The sequence below is a fragment of the Pseudomonas sp. CHM02 genome (assembly GCF_000612585.1).
Taxonomy (GTDB): Bacteria; Pseudomonadota; Gammaproteobacteria; order Pseudomonadales; family Pseudomonadaceae; genus Aquipseudomonas.
The window spans coordinates 113467-130729 of sequence record NZ_JFCA01000015.1 but is presented as its reverse complement, the minus strand read 5'-3'; the positions used below and the strand labels follow the sequence as shown (position 1 = coordinate 130729).

General features: G+C 59.7%; 13 protein-coding genes and 4 tRNA genes. 11 read left to right on the top strand and 6 right to left on the bottom strand.

The features are described from left to right. Positions 1–36: 36 nt before the first annotated feature. From BM70_RS0110665 to BM70_RS0110655, 3 genes are read right to left on the bottom strand one after another with little or no spacing between them, the layout of a single operon-like run. Positions 37–1455 carry an efflux transporter outer membrane subunit gene (locus BM70_RS0110665; protein ID WP_025856000.1) on the bottom strand — a complete coding sequence of 473 codons (1419 nt, stop codon included), beginning with the start codon at positions 1453–1455 and terminating at the stop codon, positions 37–39. After that, the gene (locus tag BM70_RS0110660; protein WP_025855999.1) at positions 1439–2608 is read right to left on the bottom strand and encodes an efflux RND transporter periplasmic adaptor subunit; all 1170 of its coding nucleotides are present in this window, start codon (positions 2606–2608) and stop codon (positions 1439–1441) included. Before BM70_RS0110660 ends, BM70_RS0110665 begins: the two co-directional genes overlap by 17 nt. Continuing rightward, entirely contained in the window at positions 2598–5819 is a 3222-nt protein-coding gene (locus tag BM70_RS0110655) for an efflux RND transporter permease subunit (RefSeq protein ID WP_025855998.1), read from the bottom strand. Before BM70_RS0110655 ends, BM70_RS0110660 begins: the two co-directional genes overlap by 11 nt. A gap of 211 nt (positions 5820–6030) precedes the next feature. Between BM70_RS0110655 and BM70_RS0110650 the strand changes: the two genes are divergently transcribed. Further along, positions 6031–6441: a hypothetical protein gene (locus BM70_RS0110650; protein WP_025855997.1), complete on the top strand. Its 411-nt coding sequence runs from the start codon at positions 6031–6033 to the stop codon at positions 6439–6441. On the opposite strand, the gene BM70_RS33325 is transcribed toward BM70_RS0110650, so the two are convergent. Then, a complete protein-coding gene (locus tag BM70_RS33325) occupies positions 6438–6599 on the bottom strand; it encodes a hypothetical protein (protein WP_177326548.1) in 162 nt (53 codons plus the stop codon). The two genes, BM70_RS0110650 and BM70_RS33325, sit on opposite strands and share 4 nt — an antisense overlap. Positions 6600–6809: 210 nt before the next feature. On the opposite strand from BM70_RS33325, the gene BM70_RS0110640 reads away from it, so the two are divergent. Further along, positions 6810–7472, top strand: a complete 663-nt coding sequence (locus BM70_RS0110640) for a peptidase C39 family protein (RefSeq protein WP_025855996.1) — start codon at positions 6810–6812, stop codon at positions 7470–7472. A gap of 55 nt (positions 7473–7527) precedes the next feature. On the opposite strand, the gene pbpG is transcribed toward BM70_RS0110640, so the two are convergent. Both pbpG and folD read right to left on the bottom strand, forming a co-directional pair. Next, positions 7528–8451 (bottom strand): D-alanyl-D-alanine endopeptidase, encoded by a 924-nt coding sequence (pbpG, locus tag BM70_RS0110635; RefSeq protein ID WP_025855995.1) that lies wholly within the window; start codon positions 8449–8451, stop codon positions 7528–7530. A 208-nt stretch (positions 8452–8659) separates the two neighbouring features. After that, positions 8660–9514 (bottom strand): bifunctional methylenetetrahydrofolate dehydrogenase/methenyltetrahydrofolate cyclohydrolase FolD, encoded by an 855-nt coding sequence (gene folD / locus BM70_RS0110630; RefSeq protein ID WP_025855994.1) that lies wholly within the window; start codon positions 9512–9514, stop codon positions 8660–8662. Positions 9515–9793: 279 nt separating this feature from the next. Here folD and BM70_RS0110625 point away from each other — a divergent pair. The 9 genes from BM70_RS0110625 (at position 9794) to BM70_RS0110585 (ending at position 17098) form a co-directional block, all read left to right on the top strand. Continuing rightward, positions 9794–9870: transfer RNA gene (locus tag BM70_RS0110625), tRNA-Arg, on the top strand. 32 nt (positions 9871–9902) lie between these two features. Beyond that, positions 9903–9978, top strand: a tRNA-His gene (locus tag BM70_RS0110620). 56 nt (positions 9979–10034) lie between these two features. Then, positions 10035–10119: transfer RNA gene (locus tag BM70_RS0110615), tRNA-Leu, on the top strand. Positions 10120–10196: 77 nt separating this feature from the next. Then, a tRNA-His gene (locus BM70_RS0110610) sits at positions 10197–10272 on the top strand. 399 nt (positions 10273–10671) lie between these two features. Then, entirely contained in the window at positions 10672–11982 is a 1311-nt protein-coding gene (gene tig / locus BM70_RS0110605) for a trigger factor (protein WP_025855993.1), read from the top strand. Positions 11983–12073: 91 nt separating this feature from the next. After that, positions 12074–12709 (top strand): ATP-dependent Clp endopeptidase proteolytic subunit ClpP, encoded by a 636-nt coding sequence (gene clpP / locus BM70_RS0110600; RefSeq protein ID WP_017129550.1) that lies wholly within the window; start codon positions 12074–12076, stop codon positions 12707–12709. A 112-nt stretch (positions 12710–12821) separates the two neighbouring features. Further along, complete coding sequence (clpX, locus tag BM70_RS0110595; protein WP_010209414.1) at positions 12822–14105, top strand: ATP-dependent Clp protease ATP-binding subunit ClpX; 1284 nt, start codon at positions 12822–12824, stop codon at positions 14103–14105. A 175-nt stretch (positions 14106–14280) separates the two neighbouring features. Then, positions 14281–16677: an endopeptidase La gene (gene lon / locus BM70_RS0110590; protein WP_025855992.1), complete on the top strand. Its 2397-nt coding sequence runs from the start codon at positions 14281–14283 to the stop codon at positions 16675–16677. A 148-nt stretch (positions 16678–16825) separates the two neighbouring features. Next, positions 16826–17098 carry an HU family DNA-binding protein gene (locus tag BM70_RS0110585; protein WP_003174819.1) on the top strand — a complete coding sequence of 91 codons (273 nt, stop codon included), beginning with the start codon at positions 16826–16828 and terminating at the stop codon, positions 17096–17098. Positions 17099–17263 lie beyond the last annotated feature (165 nt).

Below are 17263 nucleotides of genomic sequence, written 5' to 3'. Positions count from 1 at the left end.
CGCCGGCAAGCCGGCTCCTACGGAGGATGGACAGTGTCAGGAAGAGGGCTGCCAGCCGCCACCCAGCGCGGTCACCAGCCCGACGCTCGCCTGCAACTGCCGCGTCTGCACCGCCTGCAAGGTTCGCTGTGCCTGCAACGCCGCCGTCTGCGCGGTCACCACGTCCAGGTAACTCACGGCCCCGGCCTGATAGCTGTTCATGGCCAGCGATTGGGTGTGCTGCGCCGCGTCCGCCGCCGCTTGCTCGTCCTGCGCTTCCTGTTGCAAATCCCGTAGTTGCGCCAGGTTGTCTTCCACCTCGCGCACGGCTTTCAGCACCTGGCTGCGGTAGTGTGCCGAGGCTTCTTCGAACTCGGCCTTGGCCTGGCGTTCATTGGCGCTCAAGCGCCCGCCATCAAAGATCGGCAGGTTCACCAGCGGCCCCAACGCCCAATAGCGATTGCCGGCGGACAGCAAGTTGCCCACGCCTTGGGTCTGCCCGCCAATCAACCCGGTCAAGCTGAAATCCGGGTACCAGGCCGCCTTGGCCACGCCGATATTGGCGTTGGCGGCAAACACGCGTCGTTCCGCCGCTGCAATGTCCGGGCGACGTTGCAGCAGGTGGCTCGGCAACTGCGACGGGATTCCCGGCAGCGCAATCAGTTGCGGGCTCGGCGGCAGGGTGAAGTCACTGGCCGTCACACCCACCAATTCTCCAATGGCGTGCTCGGTCAGGTTGCGTTGCCCACGCACTTCATCCCGTTGCGCCTTGGCCTCGGCCAGCTGGTTCTGCGCGCGTGTAAGGTCCAGCTCCGAAGCGATCTGGCCTTCGTAACGGCTGCGCGTCAATTGCAGCGCCTGGCTGAAATCATCCAGCGAACTGTCGAGAATCCGCGCTTGGGCATCCAGCCCATTGAGCTGCACATACAGGGTCGCCAATTGATGTTGCAGGCTCAGGCGCGCCACGGCCAAATCGTCACCCGAGGCTTGCGCCTGGGCATCGCCTGCCGCGACCTGGTTGCGGATTTTGCCCCACAGGTCCAGGTCATAACTCAGCGAGAAGCCCGCGGTATTGCTGTTGTACACCGACGGCTGCGTATCCCCCCGCAGTGGTCGTGCATCCGATTGCCGCTGGCGCAACGGCTGCGCGCTGGCGGTGATTTGCGGGAACAACCCGGCATGCAGTTGGCTGGCATACGCCTGGGAGGCATCGAAGTGCGCCAGCGCCGCCGCCAGGTCCGGGTTGGCCTCGAGCAGTTGCCGTTGCAGGTCGTTCAAGCGCGGGTCGTGATAGAGGTTCCACCATTCGGGCGCCAATTGGTCAGACGGCTGCGCGCTGTGCCAGGGGCCATCGCTGGTCTGTTCGCGGTAGTTCGCGGGCAGGTCAATAGACGGCGCCTGGTAGGTGGGCGCCATCGAGCAACCCTGCAACGCCAGCAGCATCAATGCCGCGAGGAGCTCAAGCCTTGGGCGCATGCGTACCTCCGGAGGCATCCGCCAGTTGCACCGGGTCGCCTTCGCGCAGGGCGTCAGGCGGGTTGTCGACCACGCGGTCGGCGGGTTTCAGGCCCTGGTCGATGACCAGGCGTTCGCCCAGGTCCAGGCCGATGTGGATGTCTTGCAGGTGCACATGATTCTGCGCATCCAGCACCGCCACTTGGGTGCCTTGGGCGCGGAAGATCAACGCGCTGGCCGGGATGCTCACGCCGTGGGTGTCCGCCGGGATCGGCAGGGTGGCTTCGGCGTAGTCGCCGGGCAGCAACTCGCCATTGGGGTTGTCGGCCACGAACTGCGCGAGCAGGGTACCGGAGCGGCGGTCGATGGCGGTGGAGTCGCCGATCAGGTGCGCCTTGAAGTGCTCGCCGGGGTGCTCGGGCACAGTCAGTTCGGCTTCAAGGCCGGGGTGGATGACCGCCGCGTAGTTCTGCGGCACCGGTACATACAGGCGCAACTGGTGGGTGTCGGCGATGTTGAACAGCTCCGGGTCGCTGTCGGTATCGGCCTTGATCAACTGGCCGATATCGGTGTTGCGCGCAGTGATGGTGCCAGCGAACGGCGCACGGATAGTCTTGTAGCTTTCCAGTGCAGTCAGCCTGGCATAGTCGGCAGCGGCGGCTTCGGCGTTGGCCTTGGCTGCGGCGGCGTTGGAAGTTTTTTCATCGGCTTCCTGGCGCGACACCGAGTGACTGGCCAGCAGGTTCTGCCAGCGCGTGGCGGTGGTTGCGGCCAGGCGCGCATTGGCCTGTTCCTGCACCAGCCGTGCATGGGTTTGAGCCAGTTGCTGGTCGAGGTCGGGGCTGTCGATCTCGGCAAGGATTTGCCCAGACTTGACCTGGGTGCCGATGTCGGCTTTCCAGTCCTTGAGGTAGCCGCTGACCCGGGCATGGATGGGGGCCTTGCTCCAGGCTTCCAGGTGCGCGGGCAAGCGCAGGGTATCGCCCGCGGCATTCTGCTGCGGTTGGAACACCATCACTTGCGGGACGGCGGCGGTCTCGGTCCAGGCGGTGACCGATTGTTCGTGCAAGGTGCGGGCGTGCAGGCCGTTGGCGACCAACAGGGCGGCCAGGGTCAGGCCGCCGACACCCATGAGCATCAGACGCTTGCGCGAGGGTTTGTGATCAGACGACATGAGACGTTTCTCCAGCAGTTGCGCGAGTAGGACGACGACCGTGGACCAGGCTGAAGACCACGGGAACAAACAACAGGGTGGCGGTGGTGGCAAGGATCAGGCCGCCGATCACGGCGCGGCCGAGCGGGGCGTTCTGCTCCTCGGAAATCGCCAGGGGCAACATGCCGATGATCATCGCCAGGGCGGTCATGCACACCGGGCGAAAGCGCGTGTAGCCGGCTTCCAACGCGGCCTTCAGCGCGTCGCCATGTTCGGCCAGGCGTTCACGGCAGAAACTCACCACCAGGATCGAGTTGGCGGTGGCCACGCCCATGCACAGGATGGCGCCGGTCAAGGCGGGCACCGACAAGGACGTGCCGCTGAGGAACAGCATCCATACAATCCCCGCCAGGGCGGCCGGCAAGGCGGTGATGATCACGAACGGGTCGACCCACGACTGGAAGTTGACCACGATCAGCAGGTAGATCAGCACCACCGCACCGAGCAGGCCAAGGCTCAGGCCGCTGAACGCTTCATGCAACGCGTCGATCTGCCCGTGCAGGCTGATCACCGCGCCTTTGGGGCGCATGGACGCGGTGTCGTCCAGCACTTTTTGCACGTCGCGGGCGACGCCGCCGAGGTCGCGACCTTGCACGTTGGCGTACAGGTCCAGGGTCGGTTCGATGTTGTAGTGGGTCACCACCGCCGGGCTTTGCACGCGGGAAATCGTGGCGACGCCGCCGAGGATCTGCGACTGGCCGTCAGCGCCGGTCACCGGCAGGGCTTCCAGCGAGGGCAGGCTGTCGAGACGGTACTGCGGGGTCGCCGCGACGATGGAGTAAGACACGCCGTTGGCCGGGTTGAGCCAGAAGGTAGGCGCCACCTGGGAGCTGCCGGCGAGGGAGGCGACCATGCTGTTGGTCACGTCGCGCTCGGTGATGCCCAGGCCATTGGCGCGCATGCGGTCGACGTTCACCTGCAGCGACGGGTAGCCGGTGGACTGCTGGATACGCAGGTCGGCAATGCCCGGTACATGTTGCAAGCGACGCTCAAGCTCCACCGCATAGGTACGGTTTTCTTCATCGCTGCGCCCGGAGATTTTCACGTCCAGCGGGGCAGGCGCACCGAAGTTGAGGATCTGGCTGCTGATGTCCGCCGGCAGGAAGGCAAAGTGACTGCCGGGAAAACTTTGCGGCAAGGCTTCGCGCAGTTTTTTCACGTAGTCGGCGGTGGGTGCGTGGTCTTTTTTCAGGGTGACCTGGATATCGCCATCCTGCGGGCCGATGGTGCCGCTGCTGCTGTAGGCCATGTCGATGCCGCTGAGCGGGATGCCGATGTTATCGACGATGGTGTCCAGCTCCTCGGCGGGAATCACTTCGCGAATCCGCGCTTCAATGCGGTCGAAGGCAGCGGCGCTCTCTTCGATACGCGTGCCCAGTGGCAGGCGCACATGCAAGGCCAGGGCGCCTGCGTCGGTGGCCGGGAAGAAGTCCTGGCCCAGGCTCGGCAGCAGCAGGAAGGACGCGAGTACGCAGGCCAGGAAGCCAACGATGAAACGTTTGCGATTGCCCAGGGCCAGGGTCAGCAGGCCGTGGTAGGTGTCACGGATATTCGAGAAATGCCGCTCGAAGCCCTGCTGGAAATTCAACACCGATTGCAGCACGGCATTGCGTGGTTTTGTGTGCTGCTCGCCCTCGTGGTGGTTGATGAACTCATCTTCCGGATGGTGCCCCGCACCGGGCTCGGGTGTGTGCGGCTTGAGCAGGAACATCGCCAGGGTCGGCACCAGCGTACGCGAGAGGATGAAGGAGCTGGCCATGGCAAAGATCACCGCCAGGGCCATCGGTCGGAACAGGTAGCCGGCGATGCCTTGCAGCAGAAACATCGGCACGAACACGATGCAGATACACAGCAGCGAGACGAACGCCGGGCCGACAATTTGCGCGGCGCCGTCGAGAATCGCGGTCTTCACCGCCTTGCCTTGTTCCAGGTGCCAGTTGATGTTTTCGATGGTCACCGTGGCGTCATCCACCAGGATGCCCACTGCCAACGCCAGCCCGCCGAGGGTCATCACGTTGAGGGTTTGCCCGCTGACCGCCAGCAGCGCGATGGCCGACAGCACGGCCAGCGGAATCGAGGCGGCGATGATCAACGTCGAACGCCAGCTGCCGAGGAACAGCAGGATCATCGCGCTGGTCAGCAGTGCGGCGATGATGCCTTCCTGGGCCACGCTGCCGACCGATTGCTTGACGAACACCGAGGCATCGCCCAGCAGCGAGGTCTTCAGCGACGGCGGCAGGGTTTCGTTGATGCGCGGCAGCATCTGGCGGATGCCGTCGATGATCGACAGGGTCGAGATGCTGCCGTTTTTCAGCGCCGGCATCAGTACCGCCCGGTGGCCGTCGACGCGCACGATGTTGGTCTGCGGCGGTGAACCGTCCCGCACGTGGGCGACCTGGCCGATGGTGATCAGCGCCCCGTCGACAGTCTTGATCGGCAGGTCGTTGAGTTCGTCGATGGCGTTGGGGCTGTTATTGAGCAGGATCGTGTATTCGTTGGGGCCGAGTTTGGCGGTGCCCACCGGGATGATCTGGTTCTGCAGCGCCAGGGCATTGCCCACGTCCTGGGCCGACAAGCCTTTGGCGGCCAGCGCTTGCGGATCGAGGTCGAGGGTGATCTGGCGTTGCTTGCCACCCATGGGCGTCGGCATGGCCAGGCCGGGCAGGGCGCTCAGGGGCAGGCGGATATTGTTCTGCACCAGGTCGCGGATCTTCGCTTCCGAGAGGCTGGGGCTGGAGAACGCCATCTGCAGGATCGGCACCGTCGAGGCACTGTAGTTGAGGATCAGCGGCGGCGTGATGCCCGGTGGCATCTGCTTCAACACGGTTTGTGAAACCGCCGTTACTTGGGCGTTGGCGGTGCGGATATCCACGCCGGGCTGGAAGAAAATCTTGACGATGCCCATGCCGGGCAGGGATTGCGATTCGATGTGTTCGATGTCGTTGACGGTGGTGCTCAGGGAGCGTTCGTAGGTGTAGATCACCCGACCGGCCATGGCGTCCGGCGACAGGCCGTTGTACTGCCACACCACGGCCACCACGGGGATGCCGATATCCGGGAAGACGTCAGTGGGGGTACGCAGGGCCGCCATCGGCCCGATGATGCAGATGAATATGGCCAACACGATAAACGTGTACGGCTTTTGCAGTGCGGTCTTTACCAGCCCGAGCATGCGTGAACCTCCAGAGAAGCAGGATTGCAAACCCCGGCAGTCTCACGCGACCCACCTAACACGCACCTTTCAGCCAAGTGAAGGAACATTTAGGTAAGGGCTGAAGATCGTTTCATATGTATTCATTTGTTCTGGACAGGTCCGCTCCCCAAGCTTGTAACCCATCGGACACATTGTCCTGCTTTGGAGCCCTGCCATGTCACTGAAACCCATGTCACTCAAACCACTGTTGTTGATTCCCGCCCTCGCTGCTGTGCTGTTGTTGTCGGCGTGCGCCGGCCCAATCCCCAAGGCCGACCCGAGCGAGGCGTGGATCGGTCTGAAAGAAGAAGCACCGAACGACCTGATGGCCGAGCGCGTAGACGGCAAGCGCGTGGATGACGGGCGCTTTTTTGAAGTGCCGCCGGGCGATCATCAACTGGATGTAACGCTGTTCGAAGAAGAACCAGGCGACGACAACCAGCAGGACTGCCAGGGCCGTGTCGAGTACAAGCACTTCAAGGCGGGCGAGCACTACACCCTGGTGGAATCCAGCCTGGGTACTACCGTGCGCGCCGCCTTGATGGATGGTCACGGCAAGGAAGTCGCGGCGACCCAGGACTTCAATTGCATGCCTGGCTAGGCGTGATGCGCTGCCGCCTTATGGGGCTTGGCGGACGCAGCGGGTCTGATGTGGGGGTGATGGTGCCGGCGGGTAATGCGCAACACCCCCCACAACATGGCGCCGCCTACCGCCAGCCAACCGCAGATCAACAGGAAAATCGTCGTTGCAAGGCTCATTCGGGCCTCCTTTCGCCCCGTACGGGGCACACACAGTCTTCTCAATGGACAGTCTAGCTACCTGACGGTTGCCTGCTATTGACCAATGGTCGTGTCCTTCCGACTTCTTTGCTCTATCCATTCCCTTTACTAAGCCTGCGGGCTATACCCGCGTGGCCGGGCGTCCTATGATCAGGGCCCTTACCGGCAGTTGATCAAGAGAGTAGAAAATTGCGGTTACGGTCGAACCTTAAAACATCCGTTCTATTGGCGTGCGCCCTGGGGCTCGGGGCCTGTTCCGCGACGCCGTCGAAACTGGCGGGCCTGCCGGAGCGTGTCGAACTCAACGGCGTGCCGACGTTTCGCAGCGAGGCTTATCAGAGCGGTCCTACGGCTTTAGCCAGCATGCTGTCGCAACAAGGCATTGTCATGACACCGGGGCTGCTGGATAAACCGCTGCATCTACCGGGCGGCGAGGCGGACCTTGAGCGCAACATGCAGGTGCTGGCGCGCGAGTACGGGCTGATGGTCTACCCGCTGGACGCCAAGCTGACGGCGGTGCTGGCGCAGGTAGCGGCGGGTTACCCGGTGATGGCGCGGATCGGCGGCGGGCTGTGGTCGGACGCACGCTATGTAGTGGTGGTGGGCTTCAATCAACAGAAAAGCACGGTGTTGCTGCGCTCGGGGATGGACCGGCGGTTGCTGATGAGCTTCAGCGACTTCGAGTCCAAATGGAAAAGCGCCGGGAGTTGGGCAATCCTCACCCAGCGCCCGAGCCAGTTACCGGCCGATGTCGATGCACAGCGCTGGCGGGATGCGGCCAATGCGACGGGGCAGGCGGGGCAGGAGCGGGCCGCGGCGCAGGCGCTGAAGGTGCTGGCGGAAAAAAAATAACCGCAAGCACCCAGGCGCCAATGTGAGAACCAGCTTATGTAGGAGGTCGCTGCACTCAGCGACGGACTTCGGCAGCGTTCGGGTGATTTTTCAGGTTCTTGTCGGCCTTGTAGCGCAACGCCACATCCGGCACCGAACCGCTCTTGCCGGTCTCGACCCAATTGCGGATACGACTGGCATCGGCAAAGTGAGTGAATTTGCCGAAGGCATCCAGGATCACCAGCGACACCGGGCGGTTACCCATGCTGGTCACCAGCACCAGGCAATGGCCGGCCTGGTTGGTGAAGCCGGTCTTGGTCAGCTTGATGTCCCAGTTGGCGCGGTTGATCAGGTGGTCGGTGTTGGAGAAGCCCAGGGTGTAGTTGGGCTTGCGGAACGACACGGTCTTTTCCTTGGTGGTGCTCAGTTGGCTCAGCAGCGGGTAGTGACGCGCGGCGGCCAGCAGTTTGCTCAGGTCACGGGCGGTGGACACGTTGTGGATCGACAGGCCGGTGGGTTCGACATAGTGCGTGCTGGTCATGCCCAGCGCCTTGGCCTTGGCGTTCATCGCCGCGATAAAGGCCGCATAACCGCCCGGATAGTGATGGGCCAGGCTTGCGGCGGCGCGGTTTTCCGAGGACATCAGGGCGATCAGCAGCATTTCCTTGCGGGGCATCTGGCTGCCGATCTTCACGCGGGAGAACACACCTTTCATCTCGGGCGTGTCGGTGATGTTGATGTCGATGTACTCATCCATGTTCTGCTTGGCTTCGAGCACGATCAGGCCAGTCATCAATTTGCTCACCGAAGCGATGGGGACCACCACGTCGGGGTTGCTGGAATAGATCACCTTGTTGGTTTGCAGGTCGACCAGCATGGCGCTGCCGGAGGCGATTTGCAGTTTGGAGGTGTCACGCGGGGCCAGGGTGGTTTCGGCGGCGTGCGCAAAGGTGCCTGTAAAAGCAAAAAACAGGCTGACGAGAGAAAGACGAATTTTCACGCGGATGAACTCGCTAAAAAAGTAAGGAAATACCGTTTGGAAACGGGGTTTTGATAAATGCCGTTACATTTTAGGAGTATGGATCAGAAACTGTCGAATGTTCTTCTAGATCCGGACGAAAGCTCTTAAAAACTAAGAAAAAACAGATTTTATTGCGGGCAATAAAAAGCCCTGCGATAAGACAGGGCTTTTTCAGTACGCCTGGTTATTAACCGTGCAGGGTTTCTGCGGCGTACAGGGTGTTTTCCAACAGGCAGGCGCGGGTCATCGGACCGACGCCGCCCGGTACCGGAGTGATCCAGCCGGCACGGGGCAGGGCGGTTTCGTACACCACGTCGCCCACCAGCTTGCCGTCTTCCTGGCGGTTGATGCCCACGTCGATGACGATGGCGCCTTCCTTGATCCACTCACCCTTGACCAGTCCTGGCTTGCCGGCGGCAACGACCACCAGGTCGGCGCGGCCGACGTGGCCGGCGAGGTCTTTGGTGAAACGGTGGGTAACGGTCACGGTGCAGCCGGCAAGCAGCAGTTCCATGGCCATAGGGCGACCGACGATGTTGGAAGCGCCCACGACCACGGCGTCGAGGCCGTACAGGTCGACACCGGTGCTTTCCAGCAGGGTCATGATGCCTTTCGGGGTGCACGGGCGCAGCAGAGGGATACGCTGGGCCAGGCGGCCGACATTATAGGGGTGGAAACCGTCGACATCTTTGTCCGGGCGAATGCGCTCCAGCAGTCTGGAGGCGTCCAGGTGCTCGGGCAGTGGCAACTGGAGCAGGATGCCATCGATCGTCGCGTCATCGTTGAGGCCGTCGATCAGGTCTGTGAGGGCCTGCTGGGTGGTCTCGGAAGGCAAGTCGTAAGCCTTGGAAATGAAGCCGACCTCTTCACAGTCTTTACGCTTGTGCGAGACATAAACCTGAGAGGCAGGATCGCTGCCGACCAGGATCACCGCGAGGCCAGGCGTGCGCAGGCCTTGCTGGCTGCGCTCGGTGACTCGTTTGGCGATCTGCTGGCGCAGGCTGGCGGCGATTGATTTGCCGTCGATAAGTTGTGCAGTCATTACGCGTGATTAACCATCGAGAGGGGGAAGAAAAGTGCGCGCATTCTCGCATGCCAAGACGTGAGGGCAAAGGCGCTTGGTCTGCAAATTGCCCTAACCCCTTAAATAAAATCAGTTTTTTTCAAAAAAGATTTGACGGGTTTCGAGGGCGTCTATACTATTCGTCGCACTTGTCGGGCACAGCCTAGCACTGGTTAAGAAGGTCGAGCAGAATAGTGCGTTGTTCTGCAAGGCTGGAAGCACTTAGTTTGTAATCCTCCAAGAGTACAGATTAATCAGGCGCCCGTAGCTCAGCTGGATAGAGCATCCGCCTTCTAAGCGGATGGTCGCAGGTTCGAGTCCTGCCGGGTGCGCCATTAGGCAGCTTTGGCACAAGTAGCGCTATATGGTGGGCGTAGCTCAGTTGGTAGAGCACGGGATTGTGACTCCCGTTGTCGAGGGTTCGATCCCCTTCGTCCACCCCATATTTTGAAAGGCGCCAGATTAATCGTCTGGCGCCTTTGCTTTAAGAGCTTCAAGCGCGGATGTGGTGGAATTGGTAGACACACTGGATTTAGGTTCCAGCGCCGCGAGGCGTAAGAGTTCGAGTCTCTTCATCCGCACCAAACAAGGCTTGGTCCCGTTGAAAGATGGGGTAGGGCTCAACAAAGAAGTGGTTTGGTTTCTTTGTTAACGCAATATGGTGGGCGTAGCTCAGTTGGTAGAGCACGGGATTGTGACTCCCGTTGTCGAGGGTTCGATCCCCTTCGTCCACCCCATATTCGAAAGGCGCCAGATTTAACAGTCTGGCGCCTTTTTTGGTTTCAGCGGTTCGAATATTCCGCGGCTGCAGGTACTGGGTCGCACCGGCAGTGCGTTTCGTCGTATTTATGTATCTCGATGATGCCGCACTGCCTGCCGGCCCTGTGTAAGGGTTGGCCGTCAGGGAGATGGATGACGACTTCTTCTATATATAGAAGGGGCGGCGCAGAGCCCTGGCGTGATGGGCTGTATTTGTCACCGGGGCGGGGTACATCAGTGCCTTCGTACCGATAAATTGCCGGCTGTTTTCGGGCGTATTTCCAGTAGGGTGACTTCTTGAGTTTGACCCACTAGAATGCATGCCCTTGATTGGGGTCGGAAATGGCCGGCTAACGTCTGTGCAACGAGGAATATCCATGCAAGTTTCTGTTGAAAATACTACTGCTCTTGAGCGCCGCCTGAGCATCACCGTGCCGGCTGAGCGTATCGAGACTGCGGTCAACAAGCGTCTGCAGCAGACTGCCCAAAAGGCCAAGATCGCTGGTTTCCGTCCAGGCAAAGTGCCAATGAGCGAAATCAAGCGCCGTTTTGGTGCCGATGCGCGCCAGGAAGCTGTAGGTGACGTGATCCAGGCTTCCTTCTACGAAGCAGTGGTCGAGCAAAAGCTGAACCCGGCTGGTTCGCCGTCGATCGAGCCTAAGTCCCTGGAAGCAGGCAAGGACCTGGAATACGTTGCCGTATTCGAAGTGTTCCCTGAGTTTGAAGTGGCCGGTTTCGACGGTATCGCCATCGAGCGCCTGAGCGCCGAAGTGGCTGATTCGGACCTGGACAACATGCTGGAAATCCTGCGCAAGCAGAACACCCGTTTCGAAGTGGCCGACCGTGCCGCCCAGAACGAAGACCAACTGAACATCGATTTCGTTGGCAAGGTTGACGGCGAGGCATTCGCTGGCGGCTCCGCGAAGGGTACTCAGCTGGTGTTGGGTTCCAACCGCATGATCCCTGGTTTCGAAGACGGCCTGGTTGGCGCCAAAGCCGGCGAAGAGCGCGTTCTGAACCTGACTTTCCCAGCTGACTACCAGAACCTGGACCTGGCTGGCAAAACCGCCGAGTTCACCGTGACCGTCAACAGCGTGTCCGAGCCTAAGCTGCCAGAGCTGAACGAAGAGTTCTTCGCTCAATTCGGTATCAAGGAAACCGGTATCGAAGGCTTCCGCACCGAAGTTCGCAAGAACATGGAGCGCGAGCTGCGTCAGGCCATCAAGTCCAAGGTCAAGAACCAGGTCATGGACGGTCTGCTGGCTGCCAACCCGATCGAAGTGCCTAAGGCCCTGCTGTCCAACGAAGTGGATCGCCTGCGCGTACAAGCTGTCCAGCAGTTTGGCGGCAATATCAAGCCTGACCAACTGCCGGCCGAGCTGTTCGAAGAGCAAGCCAAGCGTCGCGTTGTGCTGGGCCTGATCGTCGCTGAAGTGGTCAAGCAGTTCGACCTCAAGCCTGACGAAGACCGCGTTCGCGAAATGATCCAGGAAATGGCTTCGGCCTACCAGGAGCCTGAGCAGGTCGTGGCTTGGTACTACAAGAACGACCAGCAACTGAACGAAGTACGTTCGGTTGTGCTGGAAGAACAAGTTGTGGATACTGTTCTGCAGAAGGCTAAGGTGACCGATAAAGCGGTCTCTTACGAAGAAGCAGTCAAACCGGCGGAAGCAGCACAAGCCGACTGATTGTCCAACTCGTTGGAAATACAACCATAAGCCAGCCTCGCGCTGGCTTATGCGTTTTCAAGACATGACTATTTGGGAGTAACTGCAGAGCATGTTCCGTAATTCCTATATTCAGCAGAACTCTGATATCCAGGCCGCTGGCGGCCTGGTCCCGATGGTTGTCGAGCAGTCCGCTCGTGGCGAACGCGCCTACGACATCTACTCGCGCCTGCTCAAGGAGCGAGTGATCTTTCTGGTGGGTCCGGTAGAGGACTACATGGCCAACCTGATCTGTGCGCAGCTGCTGTTCCTTGAAGCGGAAAACCCGGACAAGGACATCCATCTCTACATCAACTCCCCAGGCGGTTCGGTGACTGCAGGCATGTCGATCTACGACACCATGCAGTTCATCAAGCCGAACGTATCGACCACTTGCATCGGCCAGGCCTGCAGCATGGGCGCGTTCCTGTTGACCGCAGGTGCCGAGGGCAAGCGTTTCTGCCTGCCTAACTCGCGCGTGATGATTCACCAGCCGTTGGGCGGTTTCCAGGGCCAGGCGTCGGACATCGAAATCCACGCCAAGGAAATCCTGTTTATTCGTGAGCGTCTCAACACGCTGATGGCCAAGCACAGCGGGCGCACCCTGGAAGAAATCGAGCGCGATACCAACCGCGACAACTTCATGAGTGCCGAAGCGGCGAAGGCATATGGCCTGATCGATGAAGTGATCACCCAGCGTCCCGCTTAATATAAGCCGCTCAAAATAGGGCTGGTCGGCATGTCCGACCACTGGCGGGCTTGAAAAAGCCCGCATAAGCCTTCATCTTGTGTTGCAAGCCTATCGGATTTGGATCGAACGAATGACTGACACCCGCAACGGCGAGGACAACGGCAAGCTGCTCTATTGCTCCTTCTGTGGCAAAAGCCAGCATGAAGTACGCAAATTGATTGCCGGCCCCTCGGTGTTTATCTGCGACGAATGCGTCGACCTGTGCAATGACATCATCCGTGAGGAGGTGCAGGAAGCCCAGGCCGAAAGCAGCGCGCATAAATTGCCTTCGCCTAAAGAAATCAGCGGCATCCTTGACCAGTATGTGATTGGTCAAGAGCGTGCAAAGAAGGTTCTGGCCGTAGCGGTGTACAACCACTACAAGCGCTTGAACCAGCGTGACAAGAAAGGTGACGAAGTTGAACTCGGCAAGAGCAACATCTTGCTGATTGGTCCTACGGGCTCGGGTAAGACCCTGCTTGCAGAAACCCTCGCTCGCCTGCTGAACGTTCCGTTCACTATCGCCGACGCCACCACCCTTACCGAGGCTGGCTACGTGGGTGAAGACGTCGAGAACATCATTCAGAAACTGCTGCAGAAGTGCGACTACGACGTAGAGAAGGCCCAGATGGGTATCGTCTACATCGATGAAATCGACAAGATCTCGCGCAAGTCGGACAACCCGTCGATCACCCGGGACGTTTCCGGTGAAGGCGTGCAGCAGGCCCTGTTGAAACTGATCGAAGGCACGGTTGCTTCCGTACCGCCACAAGGCGGCCGCAAGCACCCGCAGCAGGAATTCCTTCAGGTTGATACGCGTAACATCCTGTTCATCTGTGGCGGTGCGTTCTCGGGCCTGGAAAAAGTGATCCAGCAGCGTTCCACCCGTGGTGGCATTGGTTTCAGTGCAGAAGTGCGCAGCAAGGAAGAAGGCAAGAAGGTGGGCGAGTCCCTGCGTGAAGTCGAACCTGACGATTTGGTCAAGTTCGGTCTGATCCCTGAATTCGTTGGCCGTCTGCCGGTCCTCGCGACGTTGGACGAACTGGATGAGGCGGCTCTGATTCAGATCCTCACCGAGCCGAAAAACGCCCTGACCAAGCAATATGCCAAGTTGTTCGAGATGGAAGGCGTAGACCTTGAGTTCCGTACCGATGCTCTCAAATCAGTGGCCAAGCGTGCACTGGAGCGCAAGACGGGTGCACGTGGCCTGCGTTCGATTCTTGAAGGCGTATTGCTCGACACCATGTACGAGATTCCCTCGCAGTCCGAGGTGAGTAAAGTGGTGATCGATGAAAGCGTTATAGAAGGTAAGTCCAAGCCACTGTATATCTACGAAAACAGTGAGCCGGCTGCCAAGGCTGCGCCAGACGCGTAAGCGTTTCGCAGTGTCGGTATAAACAAAGGGGCCTCCAGGGGCCCCTTTGTTTTTGCGGCGTTTTCTACGCCGGAGCGTTTACTGCGTTTAACTGCTGGCAATAAGCTTGTTTTTTTTGCATGCAGCCCCCATCTTGGTTTCAAGCTTACTTTTCAACTGTCATAGAGGCGAAATCATGAAGACAACCATCGAATTGCCTCTCCTGCCGTTGCGTGATGTCGTCGTCTATCCGCACATGGTTATCCCGCTGTTCGTGGGGCGCGAGAAGTCTATCGAAGCCCTCGAGGCCGCGATGACGGGCGACAAGCAGATCCTGCTGTTGGCCCAGAAGAATCCTGCTGATGATGATCCAGGCGAAGAGGCCCTGTATCGCGTCGGTACCATTGCTACCGTGCTGCAATTGCTCAAGCTGCCCGATGGCACCGTCAAGGTGCTGGTGGAAGGCGAGCAGCGCGGCGCGGTCGAGCGCTTCATGGAGGTGGACGGCCACCTGCGCGCCGAAGTGGCGTTGATCGACGAAGTCGAAGCCCCTGAGCGCGAGTCCGAAGTGTTTGTACGCAGCCTGCTCTCGCAATTCGAGCAGTATGTGCAGTTGGGCAAGAAAGTCCCGGCTGAAGTCCTGTCTTCCCTCAACAGCATCGATGAGCCAAGCCGCCTGGTCGACACCATGGCCGCACACATGGCGCTGAAAATCGAGCAGAAGCAAGACATCCTCGAAATCATCGACCTGTCGGCCCGTGTTGAACATGTGCTGGCGCTGCTGGACGCCGAAATCGACCTGTTGCAGGTCGAGAAGCGCATCCGTGGTCGCGTGAAGAAACAAATGGAGCGCAGCCAGCGCGAGTACTACCTGAATGAGCAGATGAAGGCCATTCAGAAGGAGCTCGGCGACAGCGAGGAAGGCCACAACGAAATCGAGGAGCTGAAAAAGCGCATCGATGCCGCTGGCCTGCCGAAAGACGCCCTGGCCAAAGCCACCGCCGAGCTGAACAAGCTCAAGCAGATGTCGCCGATGTCGGCCGAAGCCACCGTGGTGCGTTCCTACATCGACTGGCTGGTGCAGGTACCGTGGAAGGCCCAGACCAAAGTGCGCCTGGACCTGGCGCGCGCTGAAGACATTCTCGACGCCGACCACTACGGCCTTGAAGAAGTCAAGGAACGCATCCTCGAATACCTCGCCGTGCAGAAGCGCGTGAAGAAGATTCGGGGTCCGGTGTTGTGCCTGGTGGGCCCGCCTGGTGTGGGTAAAACCTCGCTGGCCGAGTCGATTGCCAATGCCACCAACCGTAAATTCGTGCGCATGGCCCTCGGTGGTGTACGCGATGAAGCGGAAATCCGTGGTCATCGCCGTACTTACATCGGTTCGATGCCAGGAAGATTGATTCAAAAGATGACAAAGGTGGGCGTGCGCAACCCGCTGTTCCTGCTCGATGAAATCGACAAGATGGGCAGCGACATGCGTGGCGATCCGGCATCGGCTTTGCTGGAAGTGCTCGACCCCGAACAGAACCACAATTTCAACGACCATTACCTGGAAGTCGACTACGACCTGTCCGATGTAATGTTCCTGTGCACCTCCAACTCCATGAATATTCCACCAGCGTTGCTGGACCGGATGGAGGTGATTCGTCTGCCGGGTTACACCGAAGACGAGAAGATCAACATCGCCGTCAAATACCTCGCGCCCAAGCAAGTTTCGGCCAACGGCCTCAAGAAGGGCGAGATCGAGTTCGAGGTCGAGACGATCCGCGACATCGTGCGTTACTACACCCGCGAGGCCGGTGTGCGGGGCCTGGAGCGCCAGATCGCGAAGATCTGCCGTAAGGCGGTCAAGGAACATGCACTGGAAAAACGCTTCTCGGTGAAGGTCACCGCCGACTCCTTGGAGCACTTCCTGGGCGTGAAGAAATTCCGCTACGGCCTGGCCGAACAGCAGGATCAGGTAGGGCAGGTGACTGGCCTGGCGTGGACCCAGGTGGGCGGCGAATTGCTGACTATCGAAGCGGCGGTGATCCCGGGCAAGGGCCAGCTGATCAAGACCGGTTCCCTGGGGGACGTGATGGTCGAATCCATCACTGCCGCGCAGACCGTCGTGCGTAGCCGCGCCAGAAGCCTGGGGATCCCCCTGGACTTCCACGAGAAGCACGACACCCACATCCACATGCCGGAAGGGGCGACCCCGAAAGACGGCCCTAGCGCTGGCGTAGGCATGTGCACGGCCCTGGTTTCGGCATTGACCGGCATTCCGGTACGCGCCGATGTGGCCATGACCGGGGAAATCACCCTGCGTGGCCAGGTATTGGCCATCGGTGGTCTGAAAGAGAAATTGCTCGCGGCACACCGGGGGGGTATCAAGACCGTGATCATTCCAGAAGAGAATGTTCGCGACTTGAAGGAAATTCCCGACAATATCAAGCAGGATCTTCAGATTAAACCGGTTAAATGGATTGACGAGGTCCTGCAAATTGCGCTGCAATACGCGCCGGAGCCCTTGCCGGATGTGGCTCCGGAGATAGTTGCAAAGGACGAAAAACGCGAGTCTGATTCCAAGGAAAGAATTAGCACGCATTAATGCGTTAAAGCCTGGTGGCTTCCTTGACAGCTTTTTAGAGCCCTTGTTATAAAGCGGCTCTTAAGTGTCTGTAGGCCATTCAGCACTGGTTTTTGCTTTCACCAAAAAACTTAGAATCATACTCAATAGATATATAAGGGGACTTAGAGTGAACAAGTCGGAACTGATTGATGCTATCGCTGCATCCGCTGATATCCCGAAAGCTGCTGCTGGCCGTGCGCTGGATGCAGTAATCGAATCCGTCACTGGCGCTCTGAAGGCCGGCGACTCCGTGGTACTGGTAGGCTTCGGTACTTTCTCTGTGACTGACCGCCCAGCTCGCACTGGCCGTAACCCACAGACTGGCAAAGCACTGCAAATCGCTGCTGCCAAGAAACCAGGTTTCAAAGCCGGTAAAGCCCTGAAAGAAGCCGTTAACTAAGCTTCGATCAAGCCTTTACCTACCCGGGTCGAACGCAGGTTCGACCTGGCAGCGGAGCGGCAGCTGACCCACGTATCCATCGGGTCGCCACGCCGGGGGTGTGGGTTCAAACCCCCGTCCGCTCCGCCAGTTACGAGAAGGCGCATCCTCGGATGCGCCTTTCTT

What these genes read in the sequence shown, in the direction of transcription:
- tig (WP_025855993.1), top strand. Translation starts at nt 10,672, where the DNA reads ATGCAAGTTTCTGTTGAAAATACTACTGCTCTTGAGCGCCGCCTGAGC.
- BM70_RS0110650 (WP_025855997.1), top strand. Translation starts at nt 6,031, where the DNA reads ATGTCACTCAAACCACTGTTGTTGATTCCCGCCCTCGCTGCTGTGCTG.
- folD (WP_025855994.1), bottom strand. Translation starts at nt 9,514, where the DNA reads ATGACTGCACAACTTATCGACGGCAAATCAATCGCCGCCAGCCTGCGC.
- clpX (WP_010209414.1), top strand. Translation starts at nt 12,822, where the DNA reads ATGACTGACACCCGCAACGGCGAGGACAACGGCAAGCTGCTCTATTGC.
- BM70_RS0110665 (WP_025856000.1), bottom strand. Translation starts at nt 1,455, where the DNA reads ATGCGCCCAAGGCTTGAGCTCCTCGCGGCATTGATGCTGCTGGCGTTG.
- lon (WP_025855992.1), top strand. Translation starts at nt 14,281, where the DNA reads ATGAAGACAACCATCGAATTGCCTCTCCTGCCGTTGCGTGATGTCGTC.
- clpP (WP_017129550.1), top strand. Translation starts at nt 12,074, where the DNA reads ATGTTCCGTAATTCCTATATTCAGCAGAACTCTGATATCCAGGCCGCT.
- BM70_RS0110655 (WP_025855998.1), bottom strand. Translation starts at nt 5,819, where the DNA reads ATGCTCGGGCTGGTAAAGACCGCACTGCAAAAGCCGTACACGTTTATC.
- BM70_RS0110660 (WP_025855999.1), bottom strand. Translation starts at nt 2,608, where the DNA reads ATGTCGTCTGATCACAAACCCTCGCGCAAGCGTCTGATGCTCATGGGT.
- BM70_RS33325 (WP_177326548.1), bottom strand. Translation starts at nt 6,599, where the DNA reads ATGAGCCTTGCAACGACGATTTTCCTGTTGATCTGCGGTTGGCTGGCG.